The sequence below is a fragment of the Sphingomonas swuensis genome, assembly GCF_039538045.1.
Lineage (GTDB): Bacteria > Pseudomonadota > Alphaproteobacteria > Sphingomonadales > Sphingomonadaceae > Sphingomicrobium > Sphingomicrobium swuense.
Genome location: NZ_BAABBQ010000001.1, coordinates 270,001 through 287,387 on the forward strand (window position 1 = coordinate 270,001; position 17,387 = coordinate 287,387).

Consider the following 17,387-nt stretch of genomic DNA (forward strand, 5'->3'; position numbering starts at 1 on the left):
CCCTAAGACGAGCCCGAAGGGGGTAGTCGATGGGAAACAGGTTAATATTCCTGTACCTGATGGTGTGTGACGGATCACGTGTGTTGTCTGGCCTTATCGGATTGGTCCAGGCTTCGAAGTGGTTCCAGGAAATAGCCCCATCTTATAGACCGTACCCGAAACCAACACAGGTGGGCAGGTAGAGTATACCAAGGCGCTTGAGAGAAGTCTCCTGAAGGAACTCGGCAAATTGCCTCCGTACCTTCGGAAGAAGGAGGCCCTCACTGCGGGCAACCGCTTTGAGGGGGCACAGGCCAGGGGGTAGCGACTGTTTAACAAAAACACAGGGCTCTGCTAAGTCGGCTTCAAGACGACGTATAGGGTCTGACGCCTGCCCGGTGCCTGAAGGTTAAGAGGAGGTGTGCAAGCACCGAATTGAAGCCCAGGTAAACGGCGGCCGTAACTATAACGGTCCTAAGGTAGCGAAATTCCTTGTCGGGTAAGTTCCGACCTGCACGAATGGCGTAACGACTTCCCCACTGTCTCCAGGAGATGCTCAGCGAAATTGAATTCTCCGTGAAGATGCGGAGTACCCGCGGTTAGACGGAAAGACCCCGTGCACCTTTACTGCAGCTTCAGAGTGGCTGTGGGAAACAATTGTGTAGAATAGGTGGGAGGCTTTGAAACTTGGGCGCCAGCTCGAGTGGAGCCAAAATGTGAAATACCACCCTGTTGTTTTCTACAGTCTAACCTCGCACCGTTATCCGGTGCAGGGACCCTCTGTGGCGGGTAGTTTGACTGGGGCGGTCGCCTCCTAAAGAGTAACGGAGGCGCGCGATGGTAGGCTCAGGACGGTTGGAAACCGTCTGTTAGAGTGCAATGGCATAAGCCTGCCTGACTGCGAGACTGACAAGTCGAGCAGAGACGAAAGTCGGTCATAGTGATCCGGTGGTCCCTCGTGGAAGGGCCATCGCTCAACGGATAAAAGGTACGCCGGGGATAACAGGCTGATAACCCCCAAGAGCTCATATCGACGGGGTTGTTTGGCACCTCGATGTCGGCTCATCACATCCTGGGGCTGGAGCAGGTCCCAAGGGTTTGGCTGTTCGCCAATTAAAGTGGTACGTGAGCTGGGTTCAGAACGTCGCGAGACAGTTTGGTCCCTATCTGCCGTGGGCGTCGATACTTGAGAGGAGTTGCCCCTAGTACGAGAGGACCGGGGTGAACATGCCTCTGGTGCACCAGTCGTCGTGCCAACGGCGCAGCTGGGTAGCTATGCATGGACGGGATAACCGCTGAAAGCATCTAAGCGGGAAGCCTCCCTCAAGATAAGGTATCATCGAGCCGTGGAAGACCACCACGTTGATAGGCCGGGTGTGGAAGTGCAGTAATGCATGGAGCTAACCGGTCCTAATTGCTCTGTTCGCGCTTGAGAGTCCCACCATCATCGACAGCATTGCTGATCGGTGGGTGTGTCACTCAGCTAGATGACGCCAAGATTTGGTCCCGCATCGATTTCTAGAACTCTCGTCCCGCCGGCTTCATAGCTTGGTGACCATAGCGCCTGTGACCCACCCGATCCCATCCCGAACTCGGCCGTGAAACCAGGCAGCGCCGATGGTACTTCAGCTTAAGCTGCGGAAGAGTAGGTCGTCGCCAGGCTTTGTAGCCGGCGGGCACGAGAGAAACCCATTCACATGTTGAAGTGCGCCGCCGCTTGCCCCTTGGGGTAGCGGCGGCGTTCTTGTCTCAAGACATCCGTCCGCGGATGTTTGAAAATTGGCGCGGGGTGGAGCAGCCCGGTAGCTCGTCAGGCTCATAACCTGAAGGTCGTAGGTTCAAATCCTACCCCCGCAACCAACAATAAGGCCGTCCTTCGGGGCGGCCTTTTTGCGTTTGGGAGCCAAGCGCCAGGGCGGATGGTTCTCCCGGGGTGCGTATCGCCACCTATAACGTCAACGGGGTCAACGGCCGCCTGCCGGTCCTGCTCGAGTGGCTCGCCGCGACAGCACCTGACGTGGTCTGCCTGCAGGAGTTGAAGGCGCCCGACGAGCGCTTTCCCGCCGAAGCCCTGGAGGCGGCCGGCTATGGCGCGATCTGGCACGGACAGAAGAGCTGGAACGGTGTCGCCATTCTCGCCCGCAATGCGGTCCCGATCGAAACCCGCCGCGGACTTCCCGACGATCCCGATCCCACACAGAGCCGCTACCTCGAGGCCGCGATCGACGGGGTGCTGATCGGCTGCCTCTATCTCCCCAACGGCAATCCGCGGCCAGGTCCCAAGTTCGACTACAAGCTGCGCTGGATCGCGGCCTTCGAGGCGCTCGCCGCCGAGCTCCTGCCCCTCGAGCAGCCGGTCGTTCTGGCGGGCGACTACAACATTATCCCGACCGATCGCGACGTCACCAAGCCCGAGCGCTGGACCGAGGACGCGCTGTTCGCGCCCGAAGTCCGTGCCGCCTTCGCTCGCCTTGGCGGAGAGGGCTGGATCGATGCCCTTCGCCACCTTCACCCCGACGAGCCCATCTTTACCTTCTGGGACTATTTCCGGAATGCCTTCGCGCGCGATGCCGGACTTCGCATCGACCACCATCTGCTCAACGCCGCCGCGGCCAGTTGTCTGCGTTCCGTCGGCGTCGACCGGAGCGTCCGGGCGATGCCGAAGACCAGCGATCATGCGCCGGTGTGGATCGAGCTCGCATGACCGCGCCGGAGACGATGGAGGCGCTGCTTGTCGAGCAATTGCCTGAGGACGATGGCTGGTGCTTCGAGCCCAAGTGGGACGGCTTCCGTTGTCTCGCCCAGCGGATCGGCTCCGAGGTCATGCTCTGGTCGCGCTCGGGCAAGCCGCTTGGCCGCTACTTCCCCGAGATCGTGGCGATGGTCGCCGGTCTCCCCGAGGGCGATCTCCTCCTCGACGGCGAGCTGATCGTCGAGACCGCGGAAGGTCTCGACTTCGACGCCCTGTCGCAGCGCCTCCACCCGGCCGAGAGCCGGATCCGAAAGCTTGCCGCCGAGACGCCGGCTAGGCTGGTCGCCTTCGACCTCCTCCTCCAGCGCGGCGACGAGGATCTCGCGATGAAGCCGCTCTCCGAGCGCCGCCGGTCGCTCGAACGGTGGCACGCCAAGGCCAGGAACGCGGGCCTGCTCCTCTCTCCTCAGACCGGCGACCTAACGCAGGCGCGCGACTGGCTGGAGCGGAGCGGCGGCGCGCTCGACGGCGTGGTGGCGAAGCGCGCCGAGGATCCTTACCGGGCCGGCGAGCGCGCAATGCGCAAGGTCAAACGCCATCGGAGCGCCGACTGCGTGGTCGGCGGTTTCCGGACCGAGGCCAAGGGCAGCGCGGTCGCTTCACTGCTCCTCGGCCTCTACGACGACCAGGGCCTGCTCCACCATGTCGGCTTCTGTTCGGGCCTCAAGGCGGCGGAGCGGCGGCGGTGGACGGCCGAGCTGGTGCCGCTGATCGAGGAGCCCGGCTTCACCGGCAACCGGCCCGACAAGGCGAGCCGCTGGGCGACGGAGCGGACGACGGCGTGGCAGCCGCTCCGCCCCGAGATCGTGGTCGAGGTTCGCTACGACCAGGTCACCTCGGGGCGCTTCCGCCATGCCACCCGGCTGCTCCGAGTGCGGCCGGACAAGCGGCCCGACCAGTGCCGCTGCGAACAGCTTCGTCACCCGCTAACCCCGGTGCAATTGGAGGAACTGCTTCGCTCCAAGTGAGGTTGGCGCGGACGTTGCGCCAATCCATCACTTGCTCGATTATGGACAACTTCCCCCAGCCGCGTGACTCGCAATCTGGTTTATTTTCCGTAATCTTCGGGTTCAGGGGCGGACACTTGTCGCGCCGGGCGGGACTATCCAATGTTCGACAGGGTCACAGACTTCTTTGCCGGGGATTTCGCGCCTCACGGCTTTTGCCTCTTGTGGGATCCGGGACTGGTCTGGACACACATCATTTCAGACGTCCTGATCGCCGCCGCCTATTTCTCGATCCCGATCGCGCTCGTCACTTTCGTCCGCAAACGACCCGACGTCGAGTTTGGGCGGATGTTCTGGCTGTTCGCCCTGTTCATCCTGTCGTGCGGAATGACCCACGTGATGAGCATCTGGAACCTCTACAATGGCGACTATGCGCTCGAGGCGGTGATTAAGGCGATTACCGCCGCCGCCTCGGTCCCGACTGCCATCCTCCTCTGGCCCTTGTTGCCCAGGATGCTTGCAATCCCCTCGCCGACCATGCTCCAGAAGAAGAATGACGAACTGGCGGATGCCCTGGCCGAACGCGACCGGGTGCTCGCGCAACTGCGCGACGAGGTCGTTCACCGCCAGAAGGCCGAGGCGGCACTGGTGCAGGCCAACAAGATGGAAGCGGTCGGGCAGCTCACCGGTGGCATCGCGCACGACTTCAACAATCTGCTTCAGGCGATCTCGGGCAATCTCGAGCTGATCGGCCTTGCCCCGGACCAGCCCGAGAAGGTCGCGCGCTGGGCGGCCAATGCCACCCAGGCAACCGAGCGCGGGACCAAGCTGACCGGCCAGCTTCTGACCTTCTCGCGCCGGCAGCGCCTGGATACGCGGGTCGTCGACGTCGGCGGACTGATCGAGGGGATGACCGAACTCCTCCGCAACTCGGTCGGGCCGACGGTCGACCTCTCGGTTTCGGTCAGCGACGAGCTTGGCGCGGTGCGATCGGACCCGACCCAGCTCGAGCTCGCCATCCTCAACCTCGCCATCAACGGACGCGACGCGATGCCGTCGGGAGGAGCCTTACAGGTGACTGCCAGTCGGCGCGGCGACAAGGTCGCGATCGCCATCGTCGATACCGGCATCGGAATGAGTCAGGAAGTCGCGGAGCGCGCGCTCGAGCCTTTCTTCACGACCAAGGGTCCGGGCCGTGGCACCGGTCTCGGCCTGTCCATGGCCTATGGCGTCGCCACCGCCGCCGGCGGCACGCTGGAAATCGACAGCAAGGTCGGGGAGGGCACCACGGTGACCATGCTCCTTCCGCTCGAACTGTCCGGCGACGGCGAGGGCGCGGACCGGGACGAGCATTCGGGCACTGATCGGCCAGTCCGGACCACGCACGTCCTGCTCGTCGACGACGATCCCGAGGTGCGTTCGGCGGTCGCCGACATGCTGGTCGCACGCGGCCACCGGGTAACCGCTGCGGAGAATGGGGCGCATGCCCTGCTCGAACTCGAGCGCGAGGAGATCGGCGTCATGCTGCTCGACTTCGCCATGCCCGGAATGAATGGCGCCGAGGTCGCGGCGCGTGCGATCGAGCTTCGACCGGGCGTGCGGCTGCTCTTCCTGTCGGGCTATGCCGACAGCCAGGCGATCGATGCCGCGGTCGACGGCCGAGCCCAGGTGCTGAGGAAACCGATCGGGGCGGCGGCCCTGTTCGCGGCGATCGAGGACATGCTCGACTAGACGCTTGCGGGGCGGCGCTCGAAGCCGGCGAGGGCCTCGGCCAGCCAGCGGCCCGCGGTCAGCGCCGAAAGGTCCGTCGGATCGAGCGGCGGGTCCCATTCGGTCAGGTCGATCACTCGAACCTGTGGTCGCGCGGCGAGGCGGCGCACGGCAAGGAAGAAGTCGAGCGCGCGCATGCCGCCCGGACGCGCGCCCGGAGCGCCGGGGAACTGGGCCCGGTCGATGACGTCGATGTCGCAGTCGACCAGGATTGCGTCGCATCCCTCGAGCCGTTCCAGCGCCTGGTCGACGGCGTCGCTGATCCCCTGCTCCCGGACCTGCCGTGCGGTGAGCACGAGGTGGCCGCCGGAGAGCGCATCGTCGTGCATCGCCTTCGAATTGGCGAAGGGCGCGAGGCCGATCTGGACCACGTTCGAGCCAGGCAAGCCGTCCTCGCGGAGGGCGCGGACCGGATTGCCGTTGCTCAAGCCCTGCTCGAGCCCGCGCATGTCGAAGTGCGCGTCGAGAGTGACGAGGCCGCAGCGCTCGAGGGGCAAGCCGAGCGCGTCGGCCATGCCGAGCAGCCCCGGGCGGGTCACCGCATTGTTGCCGCCGATGAGCAGAGTCAGCGCGTGGTCCGCGACGCTCGCCGCCACCGCCGCGCGGAGGGGATCGGTCGCAGCCTCGATCGTCATCCCGGCAAGGGCCACATCGCCCCGATCGGCGATCGCAGCGGCAAGCTCGCGCCCGGTGTCGATGTCGTAGCGGCCGATCCGCCGGAGGACCTTGCGCAGCGCCTCTGGAGCGAGGTCGCAGCGGCCTTCACTGACCGACCCCGTGCCGAGCGGCGCTCCGACCCATCCGATCGCCGCCTCCGCATCGGAGGGCATGAGGAGCTCGGAGAGGTTGGGCCAGGCGGAGGTCATTGCCACTCCCCCTAGCAAAGCCGTAAGCGCCTGTCCCATGTGGGACCGCCTGCTGACCGACTGCCACGTGATGACGATGGTGCCCCGCGACGGGGATCCCCTCGGTCTCGTGCGCAACGCGGCGATCGGGATCGTCGGCGAGCGGATCGTCCGGGTCGGGCGCCGGACCGAGCTGGCCGGGACCCAGGCCCGCGAGGTGGTGCCGCTCGGCGGCGCCTGGGTGACCCCCGGCCTCGTCGACTGCCACACCCACCTCGTGTTCGGCGGCACCCGCGCGGCGGAGCATGCGATGCGTCGTGCCGGGGCGACCTATGAGGAAATCGCGCGGGCGGGCGGCGGCATTGCCTCGACCGTCGCCGCGACCGCCGCTGCCTCGGTGCCCGAACTGGTCGCGCAGGGCCGTCAGCGCCTCCACGCCCTTGCCCGCGGCGGGGTCACCACGGTCGAGATCAAGAGCGGCTACGGCTCCGATCCCTCGTCCGAGCTGCGGCTGCTCAACGTCATCCGCACGCTTGCGCGGAGCGAGCCGATGCGGGTGGTGCCGACCCTGCTTGCCCTCCATGCGCTGCCCAAGGGCGCCGACCGGGCGGCCTTCGTCGAGCAGATGATCGAGGAGCTGCTCCCGACCGCCGCCCGGCTCGGGCTCGCCGCCGGGGTCGACGCCTTCTGCGAGACCATCGCCTTCACGCGCGAGGAGACCGAGCGGCTGTTCGAGGCCGCCGACCGCCTCGGCCTGCCCGTCCGGCTCCATGCCGAGCAGCTTTCCAACCAGCAGGGCGCCGCGCTGGCCGCCCGCTACCGTGCGCTGTCGGCCGACCATCTCGAGCATCTCGACGAGGCCGGGGCCCGCGCGATGGCCGAAGCGGGGACGGTTGCCGTGCTCCTCCCCGGCGCCTTTTACGCGCTCCAGGAAAGCCGCAAGCCGCCGGTCGACCTGTTGCGCGAGCACCGGGTCGGGATCGCGGTGGCGACCGACTGCAATCCCGGCACCTCGCCGATGCTGCTGCCCCAGCTGGCGATGAACATGGGGTGCACCCTGTTCGGCCTGACTCCGGAGGAGGCGATCGCCGGGATGACCATCAACGCCGCCCGGGCGCTCGGCCTCGCGCAGGAGATCGGCACGATCGAGGCGGGCAAGGCCGCCGACCTCGCCACCTGGCGGATCGCGGAGCCGGCCGAGCTCGGCTACTGGATCGGCTTGGCCCCCGAGCGGCGCATCTACAGGGGAGTGGACCAATGACAACCGACCGCCGCGACAACAGCCGCCGGATCCGCGCCCGCCGCGGGCCCGAGCTGGTGGCGAAGAGCTGGCAGACCGAAGCCGCGGTGCGGATGCTCATGAACAACCTCGACGAGGAAGTCGCCGAGGACCCGCAGAGCCTGGTCGTCTACGGCGGGATCGGCCGCGCCGCGCGCAACTGGGAAGCATTCGACCGGATCGTCGCGACGCTCGATGCCCTCGAGGACGACCAGACCCTGCTCGTCCAGTCGGGCAAGCCGGTCGGGGTCTTTCGCACCCATGCCGACGCCCCGCGGGTGCTCCTCGCCAATTCCAACCTGGTGCCCAGATGGGCGACCTGGGAAAAGTTCAACGAGCTCGATCGCGCGGGCCTCATGATGTACGGCCAGATGACTGCGGGCAGCTGGATCTACATCGGCACGCAGGGCATCGTCCAAGGCACCTACGAGACCTTCGCCGAGATGGGCCGCCAGCATTTCGGCGGCGATCTCAAGGGCAAGTGGATCCTCACCGCCGGCCTCGGCGGGATGGGCGGGGCGCAGCCGCTGGCGGCGGTGATGGCCGGCGCGCACTGCATCGCGATCGAATGCCAGGAAAGTCGGATCGAGAAGCGCCTCGAAACCCGCTACCTCGACCGCCGCGCATCGACCATCGACGAGGCGCTCGAGATCATCTCCGCGGCGACCGAGCCGACCAGCGTCGGCCTGCTCGGCAACGCCGCCGAGCTCATCCCCGAGATGCTCGCCCGCGGCATCCGCCCCGACGCGATCACCGACCAGACCAGTGCCCACGATCCGGTCAACGGCTACCTGCCGATGGGCTGGACCGTCGCCGAGTGGATCGAGCGGCGGGAGCGCGATCCCCAAGGGACGGCGGCCGCGGCGCGAATCTCGATGGCCCGGCACGTCGAGGCGCTGCTGAGCTACAAGGCGATGGGCATCCCGGTCTTCGACTATGGCAACAACATCCGCCAGGAAGCGCTCGACACCGGCGTCGAGCACGCCTTCGACTTCCCCGGCTTCGTCCCCGCCTATATCCGCCCGCTCTTCTGCCGCGGGGTCGGCCCGTTCCGCTGGGTCGCGCTGTCCGGCGATCCGGAGGACATCTATCGCACCGACCAGCGGGTCAAGGAGCTGATCCCCGACGACCCGCACCTCCACCGCTGGCTCGACATGGCGCGCGAGCGGATCGCCTTCCAGGGCCTTCCCGCACGCATCTGCTGGGTCGGCCTCGGCCAGCGCCACCGCCTCGGCCTCGCCTTCAACGAGATGGTCAGGAACGGCGAGGTCAGCGCCCCGATCGTCATCGGCCGCGACCATCTCGACAGCGGCAGCGTCGCCAGCCCCAACCGCGAGACCGAGGCGATGAAGGACGGCTCGGACGCGGTCAGCGACTGGCCGCTGCTCAACGCCCTCCTCAACACCGCGAGCGGCGCGACCTGGGTCAGCCTCCACCATGGCGGCGGGGTCGGCATGGGCTACAGTCAGCACGCCGGCATGGTGATCGTCGCCGACGGCACGCCGCAAGCGGCGCGGCGGCTCGAGCGGGTCCTGTGGAACGACCCCGCGACCGGGGTCATGCGCCACGCCGATGCCGGCTATGCGGAAGCCCTCGACTGCGCCCGCGAGCAACAACTGTGGCTCCCGAGCCTCTCCTGAGGCGGCGAAGTTCCCGAAGTTCCCAGGGGGCGGGGGTCTGACGGACCGGCGAAGTTCTCGAAGTTCACAGGGTGCGGGAGTTGCGCGCGGCTAAGCTGTCTCCGGACAGGAGGCGCGCACGCAACGATTGATGGCCGACCGGCCACAGCGGCACCGACAGAGAGAAAGAGCCCAGCAGCGAACCGCTCCGGTTAGTAGAGCAAGCCAAGTCCTACATTGCAGGCGGCTCTGGGATGTCCGCTATGGGTGGAAAGCGGACTTCGGCCAACGCGCTAGAAGCTCGCCCCATCAACCTCGCGGCGTGGCAGATCCTGCAAAAGCGCTGGCTCGAACATCCTGAGATTTACCGCCATGCGCCCGTAACCAGGGTCAGTGGCGGTCCAGTGCGTCGTGCAGCCACAGCGCTGACAATGCCACAGGTCCAGTGCGCGGTCGCCCTGCTGATAGGAGATGCCTCGTCCCTCGACGACCACAGCATCAGGAGCGCAATAGTGCCAGAGTCCGGCTGTCCGCCGACATATCGAACAATTGCATTCGGTGGCCTCGGTCGGTTCATCGCGCAAGGTCAATCGGATCTGGCCGCAGTGGCAGCTTCCGTGATGTTCGCTCATTTCCGCGCCTCCTAACTCGCGTGCCGGCCGACTCTCTCACCGCACACCTGCCAACAGTTTACTGCTGCTCACCTCTTCTAAGCGGCCCTCGAATGTCCGCAATGGGTCGAAGGCGGACGTTGGCTGCAAGGGTCTGCAATGGGTGGAAAGCGGAAATGCGCTATTCATCCTCGAATGGGGTGTCGCGCACCTTGAAGGCAGCCGTTTCGAAATCGATTGGACCCGTGTCTTCAACCCCGATCGTGTAGCCGTCGAGGACGTGCATTCGGCCATCCCTGATGATCAAGAGAAAACCCAAGCCGTACTCCAAACCTTCGACGGCTGCGTAGACATTGTCGCCAAGCGGCAGGTACTCCTCCGAGAGCGCAAGCCGCTCCGGCACGGAAAAGTAAGTGAAAAAGCCGCCACGATCATTCTCGCGAGAAATGATCTCTGCGGCCTTTCGCTGCTCTTCAAGTTCAGCAGCCAATTCAGGCGTCTCGTTGAAGATGGCAGTCAGAGCGGCGTTTTCGAGCGGCGTCAGAGTGTTCATCGACGGCACCTTGGTGAGATCGTCTGATGGACGCAATGGGTCGTAAGCGGACATCAGGCCGTGCCATGAAGAGGTTAAGGATGCGGCGGGGCATGCATGTGGCTAACCCCTCCACCACTACCTTCGGCAGCGGTCCACTCTCCATCGCTTCGCGACGGGGAGGTTGCTCACGGGCTGGCCGCCTATGGACAGCGCCGCTCAGTCGGCTTCGATCACCACGGTGTAGTTGCTGAGCGAGGCGCCGGCGACGCGGCTGCCCTGGAAGAGGAGCGCGGCGAGGACCAGGCCGAAGAGGGCGATTCCGGCGAGGATCATCCGTGCTTCCTGGCTGCGCAGCTCGCCCCTGGTGACCTTGCGCGGCGGCGGGGGCGGGGGATCGCGGCGGATCCTCGAGCCCGTCCGGCGCGGCGCGGACAGGTCCACCGTCTTCTTGGCACTGGAAAGCGGGCTGGCCATGGCTCCGGCATAGCGGCCGGGCCTTACCAGCGGGTTAGCGGCGGCGGTGGAAGGCGAGGCCGGCGGCGAACCCGACGGCGAGGCTCGCCACCCCGCCCGCGGCGAGCGCGGCGCGGCGCCAGAAATGCGCGTCGGTCTCCGGGTCGGACGCCACGGCGGCGACCGGGGCGGGGCGGCGGAGCATCCCGCCTTCCTCGACCGGCACCTGGTGGACCGTCCGGCTGACCGCGAGGATGCGCTCGCGCTTGGCGCGGGCGAGGTCAGCGGGCGAGATGGTGGCGGCGGGGTCGAGGTCGCTCATCGCTCCGGCCTAGTCGCGGCACGTTGCCGGTCCGTTAAGACGGGCCGGTCGCACAGGTTCAGGAGCGCCCAGGTCGCGGCCGGATCGAGCGCCGGGCGGTAGGTGCGGCGGGGATCGTAGGAGGCGGCGAACAGCCGGGCGCGGCCCTCGCTTCCGGGATGGCTCTCGAGCCACTCGATCCGGGCGTCGATCCTGGCCTTGCCCGGCGGGTCGAGGCGGCGGAAGAAGTCGGCGGTGGGGCGCGGGTCGATGCCGGCCCGGCGAAGCGCGGCGACCGCGTCGCGATCGGCCTCGGCCTCGTTCGAGCGGGTGTAGGAGAGCGACAGCAACTGCTGGGCGTTGGTCCCGATGCTTCCGCTGAACAGCTGGATCAGGGCCCCGATGCCGAGCTCGCGGAGCAGCGCCTCGGTGACGTGGCGGCGGCGGACATGGGCGAGTTCGTGGGCCATCACCCCGGCGAGCGCATCGGCGTTGGTGACCTTGTCGAGGATGCCGTCGGTGAAGACGACGTGGCGGCCGGGCAAGGCTGCGGCGTTGACGAGGTCGAGATCGATCGCGGCGAGGTCGACCCCGGCGGATCCGCGGGTCGCGCCGGGCTCCACCCGCTCGGCCAGCGCGGCAAGGGCGGCATTGCCGGCGGGAGCCTGGCAGCGCCGCTCGCCGAAGTCGCCGATCATCACGTCGCCGACATTCTCCTCCCAGCGGTCAGGGACGATCGGGGCGAGGGCGGCGGGGGCGGCATAGCCGACGGCGACCACGCCCGCGGCGACCAGCCCGAAGGCGAGCGCCGCCTTGCCGAGCCCGAGCCGGTCGACCCAGTGGCCGTAGCGCGCCGGACCGGGCAGGTGGGCGGCGAGCTCGGCCGGCGGGGCCTCGGCGAAGCGCAGCCGCCAGCCGGGCTGATCGAGCCGGGCGAAGCGCCAGTCGCGGCCCTCGCCGTCGCGGCTGAGCTGACCGAGCGGGACCGACTGGCCGTAGCCGCTCGCGGTCTCGATCAGCAGTGCGTCGCCGTCGGCGCGGACGCTGACCGGGTGCGGGGTCGCGGTGGTCCCGTCGTAGAGGATCGCGCTGGTCACGGCCGGGTCAGATCGCGCCCATGTCGAAGGCATCGGCGAAGCCCTCGCTTTCGCGCGGGGCGTGGGTTTGCGACTGGGTCAGCGAATCGAGGTCGACGCTGCCGTAGAGATGGACGTGACGGACCAGGAAGGACCAGTTGCGATAGCCCCAGTAGGCGATGCCGAGGCCGAGCGTGATCACCGCCAGGCCGATGTTGCCGAGGAACAGCTTGAGCCAGTCGCGGGTGCGCGCATCGAACCCGAACTCGAGATCGCCGACCCGCAGGCTGGCGGCGGCCTGCCGGTAGAATTTGGCGTACCAGTGGAGGGTCGCGAGCGGGATGGCGAGATAGATGAGGGCGAAGAAGCCGACGAAGATGGCGGCGAAGCCGACCGCTCCACTCGAGCCGTCGGAGAAGATCGCGTAGCCGAGGCCCCCGAGGATCCCGCCGACGACCAGCATGATCACCGGCACGGCGTAGATGAACAGCCAGCGGCGCCACAGCCCCTCGCTGTCGAGGTCGGCATGGAAGCCGTGCGGCCCGAAGCTCATCTTCGACCAGCGCAGGTTCCACAGCTTGGACTGGGCCCAGGGGAAGGGGATGAAGGCGGCGAAGGCGCAGGCGGCGGTGTAGCAGAGCTGCTGGTTGGCATAGTCGACGCCGCTGTCGTCGCTGCCGCCGCGGATGCCGTGCCACCAGCTCCGGCTCAGCCGGTAGCGCAGTGCACGGAAGCGCGCGAAGCCGGTCAGCCAGAAGAAGGCGACATAGAGCAGGAAGCCGATCAGCAGGACCGCGCCCTCATGGCCGCGGGTGAGCAGCGCCGGGAACAGGAACTGGATCGCGATGTAGAAGGGCAGCAGCGCCGCGACGACCATCAGGAAGCCGAAGAACATCTCCTTGCCGGTGCCGGTCCACTCGAGGCTGTCGTCGATGACATGGGTGCGCGACCACAGGTAGCGGCGCTCGCGGGCCGAGGCCCAGAAGCGGTAGATGCCGAGGGTGACGATGATCAGCAGTACGTTGGTCGCCGCGATCGGCAGATATTCGCGCCAATTGCCGGTGAACCGGACCGCCCGGTCATCACCGGCCGCCCCATGCGGACCCTGGTAGTTCACGCCACTCTCCCCCTGTATCGGGAGGAAGAGTGGCGCGCATTCAGAATGCTTGCAAGCGCCTGCGTAAGCGCGGGATTAATCGGCCGCGCAGCGTGGCTCAGAAGCCCAGGCTGAAGCGGACCGCCGCGCCGACGTCGGTACCGGCGGCGGCGATATGTCCGGGCTGGCGACGCGCGTAGAGGTTGCCGCCGATCCAGCCGGTGCCGAGCATGCGCCGCGAATAGCTGAGCTCGGCGTCGAGCTCGCGGCCCCTCGGCACCAGGCTCGAGCGGACGATGCTGTAGCCCGGAGACATGGTCGCATAGTCGAACGAGGTCGGAAGGCTCATCGCGAAGCCGCCGCCGTCGATGCGGAGCGGCTGCGACAGGCGCAGGCCGAACCTGTCGCCCTCGCTCAGCCAGTTGCTGCGGGCGAGGTCGACGCCATAGGCACCGGTGGTGAAGGCGCCGCCGGCGAAGCTGGTCCAGCCGCGCCGCGCCGAAAGGCTGGCGGTCCAGTCGGACCCGAGCGAGCGCCGCGCCTCGAGGTCGACGAAGGTCGTCGCCGCGCCGCCGCCGCCGAGGTTGCCGCTCATCCGCCCGCCGAGCAGCGTGCGCTGCTCGTCGAGCCGGCCGACCCCGAGCGACAGCCAGGTCCGGCCGAAGCTGCGGTCGACCGCCATGTTGGTCCAGCGATAGGGCGAGCCGGTGGCGGCGGTGCGAAGGTCGCCCTGCACCTCGCCATCCTCGCCCGACAGGCTCACCGCCACGGGCCCGAGATTGCGACGGAGCGCAACGGCGCCGCCGCGCTTGGCGTCGAAGCCGGGGCTTCCGGCAACGTCGCGGGCAATCAGGAAGGCCCCCGACTCGACCCCCGACAGGCGCCGTTCCATCGCCTTGGCCCCCTCGGCGAAACCGAGCGCGACGGCGGTGGAATCGTCGATCCTGGCGACCGCCGAGCCGGCGATCAGCCGCGACTTGCGCAGGTCCTCGGGGCCGATCCCGGTCTGCTGGACGAGATAGCCGGTGGCGCCCCTCCGCTCGGAGACGGTCATGGCGATGTTGAACTTGCCCGCCTGCGCGCCGCCGACGCGGACCGAGCCTTCGAGCGCGCGGCGCAACGGCTCGCCCTGGGGAGCGCTGCGGATGGTGCGGGCGAGATCGACCGCGAAGGCGCGCGAATAGCCGTCGAGGACGATTGCGCCGAGGCCGTTGCCGCCGACCGGGGGAGCGTCGCCCGAGGCGGGCGGCGCGTCGGAGCCGGCGCCGTCGATGACGTCGGCCGAACCGGCCAGGCTAGTGGTTCCGATCGGCTGCATCGCGCGGGCGATGTTGAGCCGGCCGCGTCCGAAGATCGCGTCGGTGCCGGTCGCGCCGAGGTCGTCCGCGCTTCGGAACAGGATGTCGACGATCTGCGCGCCGGTGAGGTTGGGGAAGGCCGAGGCGAGCAGCGCCGCCGCGCCCGAGATGGTCGGCGCGGAGAAGCTGGTGCCGCTGTAGGCGACCCGGGTGCCGTAGCCGTCGCTCCGGGCGGTCTCGTCGACGGTGAACACCCCGGCGCCGATCGCCGCCAGATAGTTGCTCGCGCTGCTTCCGGCGCGGTTGGAGAAGACCGACAGCTGGTCGAGCCCGCCGGTGGTCTGCGTGGTGCGATCGTAGGTGCCGACCGAGCCGGCGATGATGACGTTGGTCGGATAGCGGCTCGCCTGGGCGGCGGCGAAGCCATCGGCGGTGACGCCGAGCGTCGCATCCTCGCCATCGTTGCCGGCGGAGACCACGACCACGATCCCGGCGTTCACCGCGCGGCCGAGCGCGGTCAGCAGGGACGGGCCCGGGCTGGAGCCGCCGAGCGACATGTTGATGACCCGGGCACCGGCCGCAACCGCCGCGTCGACGCCGCGGGCGATGGCGGAGTCGCCGAACTTGCAGCCGCCGTCCTCGCTGGTGTCGGCGCAGGTGCCGGGGGAGTCCGCCCGGAGCGCGATCACCGTCGAGTTGAAGGCGACGCCGTGCATCCACTTGTCGTCCTTGTTGGCGACGATGACGCCGGCAACGCCCGAACCGTGGCCCGACTCGTCGGCCAGCGCGCGGCCAGCGGTGGTGACGTCGCGGCTCGCGGGATCGATCTTGCCGGCGAAGTCGAGCAGCGCCGGGTTGATCCCGCTGTCGATCACCGCGACCTTAATGCCCTGGCCGGTCGCGCCCTGGTTGTAGGCGGCGATGGCGCCCGAGGTGACCGCCGCATTGCTGAGGCGATATTCGCTCGTGTCATAGTTGGTCGGGACCACCGGGGGCGGCGGCGGAGGGGGCGGAGTGGGGGCGGGCGTCGGTGGCGGGGTCGGTGCGGCCTGCGGAGGCGGAGCAGGGGTCGAGGTGACGCCGCCGCCACCGCCGCCACCGCCGCACGCCGACAAGAGCAGCGCCAGGCTGCAGGCAGTGGTTCCAAGAAGCGCCTTGTTCATCCCTAACCCTCTGCTCAAACCGCTGCAAAAGAACGACTTTCAGCCGAATCGTATATGTCTGCAAACCTTTCGTTTTGCTGAAAGACGGAACCGAAGCTAGGGCGGACGCATTATGCCGGGTTCGTCCATCTCTCCCCGCTTTATAGCGCAGTTCGGCGAGGTCGCCGACTGGATCTTCGATCTCGACAATTGCCTCTACCCGGCCTCGACCGGGCTGTTCGCGCTGATCGACCAGAGGATGGGCGCCTACATCCAGCGCTTGTTGGGGGTCGAAGCGGACGAGGCGCGGCGCATCCAGAAGCATCACTTCCACACCCATGGGACCACGCTCGCGGGGCTGATGAAGGAGCATGGGGTCGACCCGCACCATTTCCTCGCCGACGTCCACGACATCGCGCTCGACCGGGTCGGCGCCGACCCGCGGCTGGTGGCGGGGCTGGGCCGGCTTCCCGGGCGCAAGTTCGTCTTCACCAACGGCGACGCGCCCTACGCCCGCCGCGTGCTGGCGGCGATCGGCATCGGTGACCAGTTCGAGCATCTCCACGACATCCACGAGTGCGAGCTTCGCCCCAAGCCCGACCGCCACGGCTACGAGTTGCTGTGCGCGCGCTTCGGGATCGATCCTTTCCGCGCCTGCATGGTTGAGGACATGGCCCAGAACCTGCGGCCGGCGAAGGCGCTCGGAATGACGACCGTGTGGGTGGACAATGGCTCCGAGCGCGGCAATCACGACTTCGATCCGGCCCATGTCGACCTGCGTATCAGCAACGTCGCCGACTGGCTTCACGACCTTCTGGAGGACCAATGACCGACCTTGCCGCCATCATCGACCGCGCCTGGGACGAGCGCGATGGCGTCTCCACCGCGACGACCGGCGAGGTCCGCGACGCGGTCGGGCAGGCGCTCGCCCTGCTCGATAGCGGGGAGGCTCGGGTCGCCGAGCCGGGCGAGGACGGCTGGACGGTCAACCAGTGGCTCAAGAAGGCGGTGCTGCTGAGCTTCCGGCTGAACGCGATGGAAGCGATCCCCGGCGGGCCCGGCGGGGCGCCCTGGTGGGACAAGGTGCCGAGCAAGTTCGAGGGCTGGGGCGCCGACGAGTTCGCCGCCGCCGGCTTCCGCGCGGTGCCCGGGGCGATCGTCCGCCGCGGCGCCTTCATCGGTCGCAACGCGGTGCTGATGCCGAGCTTCGTCAACCTCGGCGCCTATGTCGGCGAGGGCGCGATGATCGACACCTGGGCGACCGTCGGAAGCTGCGCGCAGATCGGCCGCAACGTCCACATCTCGGGCGGCGCGGGAATCGGCGGGGTGCTCGAACCCTTGCAGGCCGGACCGGTGATCATCGAGGACGACTGCTTCGTCGGCGCGCGCAGCGAGGTCGCCGAGGGCGTGGTGGTCGAGCGCGGCGCGGTGCTCAGCATGGGCGTCTTCCTCGGCGCCTCGACCAAGATCGTCGACCGCGCCACCGGCGAGGTCATGTACGGCCGGGTGCCGGCCTATTCGGTCGTGGTCCCGGGCGCGCTCCCGGGCAAGGACGGAGGCCCGAGCCTCGCCTGCGCGGTGATCGTCAAGCGGGTCGACGAACGCACCCGCTCCAAGACCAGCATCAACGAGCTGCTCCGAGACTGAAGTGAGCCCGGCATCGAAGCGCCGGGCTCAAATCAAG

15 protein-coding genes, 1 tRNA gene and 2 rRNA genes (1 of these 18 running past the window's edge) are annotated in these 17,387 nt (G+C 67.9%); 10 read left to right on the forward strand and 8 right to left on the reverse strand.

Features of this window, described 5'->3' with window-relative positions; all coding sequences use genetic code 11:
- The 6 genes from ABD727_RS01410 to ABD727_RS01435 form a co-directional block, all read left to right on the forward strand.
- A 23S ribosomal RNA gene (locus ABD727_RS01410) occupies positions 1 to 1,413 on the forward strand; it begins 1,378 nt to the left of the window's first position.
- 113 nt (positions 1,414 to 1,526) lie between these two features.
- Positions 1,527 to 1,641, forward strand: a 5S ribosomal RNA gene (gene rrf, locus ABD727_RS01415).
- Positions 1,642 to 1,762: 121 nt separating this feature from the next.
- Positions 1,763 to 1,839 (forward strand) — tRNA-Met (locus ABD727_RS01420).
- 73 nt (positions 1,840 to 1,912) lie between these two features.
- Positions 1,913 to 2,683, forward strand: coding sequence for an exodeoxyribonuclease III (xth, locus tag ABD727_RS01425; RefSeq protein WP_344705606.1), 771 nt, complete (start codon positions 1,913 to 1,915; stop codon positions 2,681 to 2,683).
- Positions 2,680 to 3,699: an ATP-dependent DNA ligase gene (locus ABD727_RS01430; protein WP_344705607.1), complete on the forward strand. Its 1,020-nt coding sequence runs from the start codon at positions 2,680 to 2,682 to the stop codon at positions 3,697 to 3,699. Before xth ends, ABD727_RS01430 begins: the two co-directional genes overlap by 4 nt.
- 141 nt (positions 3,700 to 3,840) lie before the next feature.
- Positions 3,841 to 5,409, forward strand: coding sequence for an ATP-binding protein (locus tag ABD727_RS01435; RefSeq protein ID WP_344705608.1), 1,569 nt, complete (start codon positions 3,841 to 3,843; stop codon positions 5,407 to 5,409).
- Here ABD727_RS01435 and ABD727_RS01440 read toward each other — a convergent pair.
- On the reverse strand, positions 5,406 to 6,314 hold the full coding sequence (locus ABD727_RS01440) for an arginase family protein (RefSeq protein WP_344705609.1): 909 nt from the start codon (positions 6,312 to 6,314) through the stop codon (positions 5,406 to 5,408). The two genes, ABD727_RS01435 and ABD727_RS01440, sit on opposite strands and share 4 nt — an antisense overlap.
- Before the next feature lie 37 nt (positions 6,315 to 6,351).
- Between ABD727_RS01440 and hutI the strand changes: the two genes are divergently transcribed.
- Both hutI and hutU read left to right on the forward strand, forming a co-directional pair.
- Positions 6,352 to 7,554 carry an imidazolonepropionase gene (gene hutI / locus ABD727_RS01445; protein WP_344705610.1) on the forward strand — a complete coding sequence of 401 codons (1,203 nt, stop codon included), beginning with the start codon at positions 6,352 to 6,354 and terminating at the stop codon, positions 7,552 to 7,554.
- The gene (gene hutU, locus ABD727_RS01450; protein ID WP_344705611.1) at positions 7,551 to 9,212 is read left to right on the forward strand and encodes a urocanate hydratase; all 1,662 of its coding nucleotides are present in this window, start codon (positions 7,551 to 7,553) and stop codon (positions 9,210 to 9,212) included. Before hutI ends, hutU begins: the two co-directional genes overlap by 4 nt.
- Positions 9,213 to 9,484: 272 nt before the next feature.
- On the opposite strand, the gene ABD727_RS01455 is transcribed toward hutU, so the two are convergent.
- The 7 genes from ABD727_RS01455 to ABD727_RS01485 all read right to left on the reverse strand — a co-directional run bounded on the left by ABD727_RS01455 (position 9,485) and on the right by ABD727_RS01485 (position 15,724).
- Positions 9,485 to 9,823: a GFA family protein gene (locus ABD727_RS01455; RefSeq protein WP_344705612.1), complete on the reverse strand. Its 339-nt coding sequence runs from the start codon at positions 9,821 to 9,823 to the stop codon at positions 9,485 to 9,487.
- A gap of 160 nt (positions 9,824 to 9,983) precedes the next feature.
- Positions 9,984 to 10,409 (reverse strand): hypothetical protein, encoded by a 426-nt coding sequence (locus ABD727_RS01460; RefSeq protein WP_344705613.1) that lies wholly within the window; start codon positions 10,407 to 10,409, stop codon positions 9,984 to 9,986.
- A 144-nt stretch (positions 10,410 to 10,553) separates the two neighbouring features.
- Positions 10,554 to 10,811 (reverse strand): hypothetical protein, encoded by a 258-nt coding sequence (locus tag ABD727_RS01465; protein ID WP_344705614.1) that lies wholly within the window; start codon positions 10,809 to 10,811, stop codon positions 10,554 to 10,556.
- A gap of 34 nt (positions 10,812 to 10,845) precedes the next feature.
- A complete protein-coding gene (locus ABD727_RS01470; protein ID WP_344705615.1) occupies positions 10,846 to 11,112 on the reverse strand; it encodes a hypothetical protein in 267 nt (88 codons plus the stop codon).
- Positions 11,109 to 12,188 carry a M48 family metallopeptidase gene (locus ABD727_RS01475; protein WP_344705616.1) on the reverse strand — a complete coding sequence of 360 codons (1,080 nt, stop codon included), beginning with the start codon at positions 12,186 to 12,188 and terminating at the stop codon, positions 11,109 to 11,111. Before ABD727_RS01475 ends, ABD727_RS01470 begins: the two co-directional genes overlap by 4 nt.
- 7 nt (positions 12,189 to 12,195) lie before the next feature.
- Entirely contained in the window at positions 12,196 to 13,284 is a 1,089-nt protein-coding gene (locus ABD727_RS01480) for a YjgN family protein (RefSeq protein ID WP_344705617.1), read from the reverse strand.
- A 97-nt stretch (positions 13,285 to 13,381) separates the two neighbouring features.
- Positions 13,382 to 15,724, reverse strand: coding sequence for a S8 family peptidase (locus ABD727_RS01485; RefSeq protein ID WP_344705618.1), 2,343 nt, complete (start codon positions 15,722 to 15,724; stop codon positions 13,382 to 13,384).
- A 112-nt stretch (positions 15,725 to 15,836) separates the two neighbouring features.
- Between ABD727_RS01485 and ABD727_RS01490 the strand changes: the two genes are divergently transcribed.
- Both ABD727_RS01490 and dapD read left to right on the forward strand, forming a co-directional pair.
- Complete coding sequence (locus ABD727_RS01490) at positions 15,837 to 16,532, forward strand: pyrimidine 5'-nucleotidase (protein ID WP_344705619.1); 696 nt, start codon at positions 15,837 to 15,839, stop codon at positions 16,530 to 16,532.
- Positions 16,529 to 17,350, forward strand: coding sequence for a 2,3,4,5-tetrahydropyridine-2,6-dicarboxylate N-succinyltransferase (gene dapD / locus ABD727_RS01495; protein ID WP_344705620.1), 822 nt, complete (start codon positions 16,529 to 16,531; stop codon positions 17,348 to 17,350). The genes ABD727_RS01490 and dapD overlap by 4 nt, the downstream gene beginning before the upstream one ends.
- Positions 17,351 to 17,387: the final 37 nt, after the last annotated feature.

Coding starts and splice junctions, on each gene's coding strand:
- ABD727_RS01430 (WP_344705607.1), top strand. CDS start 2,680: ATGACCGCGCCGGAGACGATGGAGGCGCTGCTTGTCGAGCAATTGCCT.
- ABD727_RS01435 (WP_344705608.1), top strand. CDS start 3,841: ATGTTCGACAGGGTCACAGACTTCTTTGCCGGGGATTTCGCGCCTCAC.
- ABD727_RS01440 (WP_344705609.1), bottom strand. CDS start 6,314: ATGACCTCCGCCTGGCCCAACCTCTCCGAGCTCCTCATGCCCTCCGAT.
- hutI (WP_344705610.1), top strand. CDS start 6,352: ATGTGGGACCGCCTGCTGACCGACTGCCACGTGATGACGATGGTGCCC.
- hutU (WP_344705611.1), top strand. CDS start 7,551: ATGACAACCGACCGCCGCGACAACAGCCGCCGGATCCGCGCCCGCCGC.
- ABD727_RS01455 (WP_344705612.1), bottom strand. CDS start 9,823: ATGAGCGAACATCACGGAAGCTGCCACTGCGGCCAGATCCGATTGACC.
- ABD727_RS01460 (WP_344705613.1), bottom strand. CDS start 10,409: ATGTCCGCTTACGACCCATTGCGTCCATCAGACGATCTCACCAAGGTG.
- ABD727_RS01465 (WP_344705614.1), bottom strand. CDS start 10,811: ATGGCCAGCCCGCTTTCCAGTGCCAAGAAGACGGTGGACCTGTCCGCG.
- ABD727_RS01470 (WP_344705615.1), bottom strand. CDS start 11,112: ATGAGCGACCTCGACCCCGCCGCCACCATCTCGCCCGCTGACCTCGCC.
- ABD727_RS01485 (WP_344705618.1), bottom strand. CDS start 15,724: ATGAACAAGGCGCTTCTTGGAACCACTGCCTGCAGCCTGGCGCTGCTC.
- ABD727_RS01490 (WP_344705619.1), top strand. CDS start 15,837: ATGCCGGGTTCGTCCATCTCTCCCCGCTTTATAGCGCAGTTCGGCGAG.
- dapD (WP_344705620.1), top strand. CDS start 16,529: ATGACCGACCTTGCCGCCATCATCGACCGCGCCTGGGACGAGCGCGAT.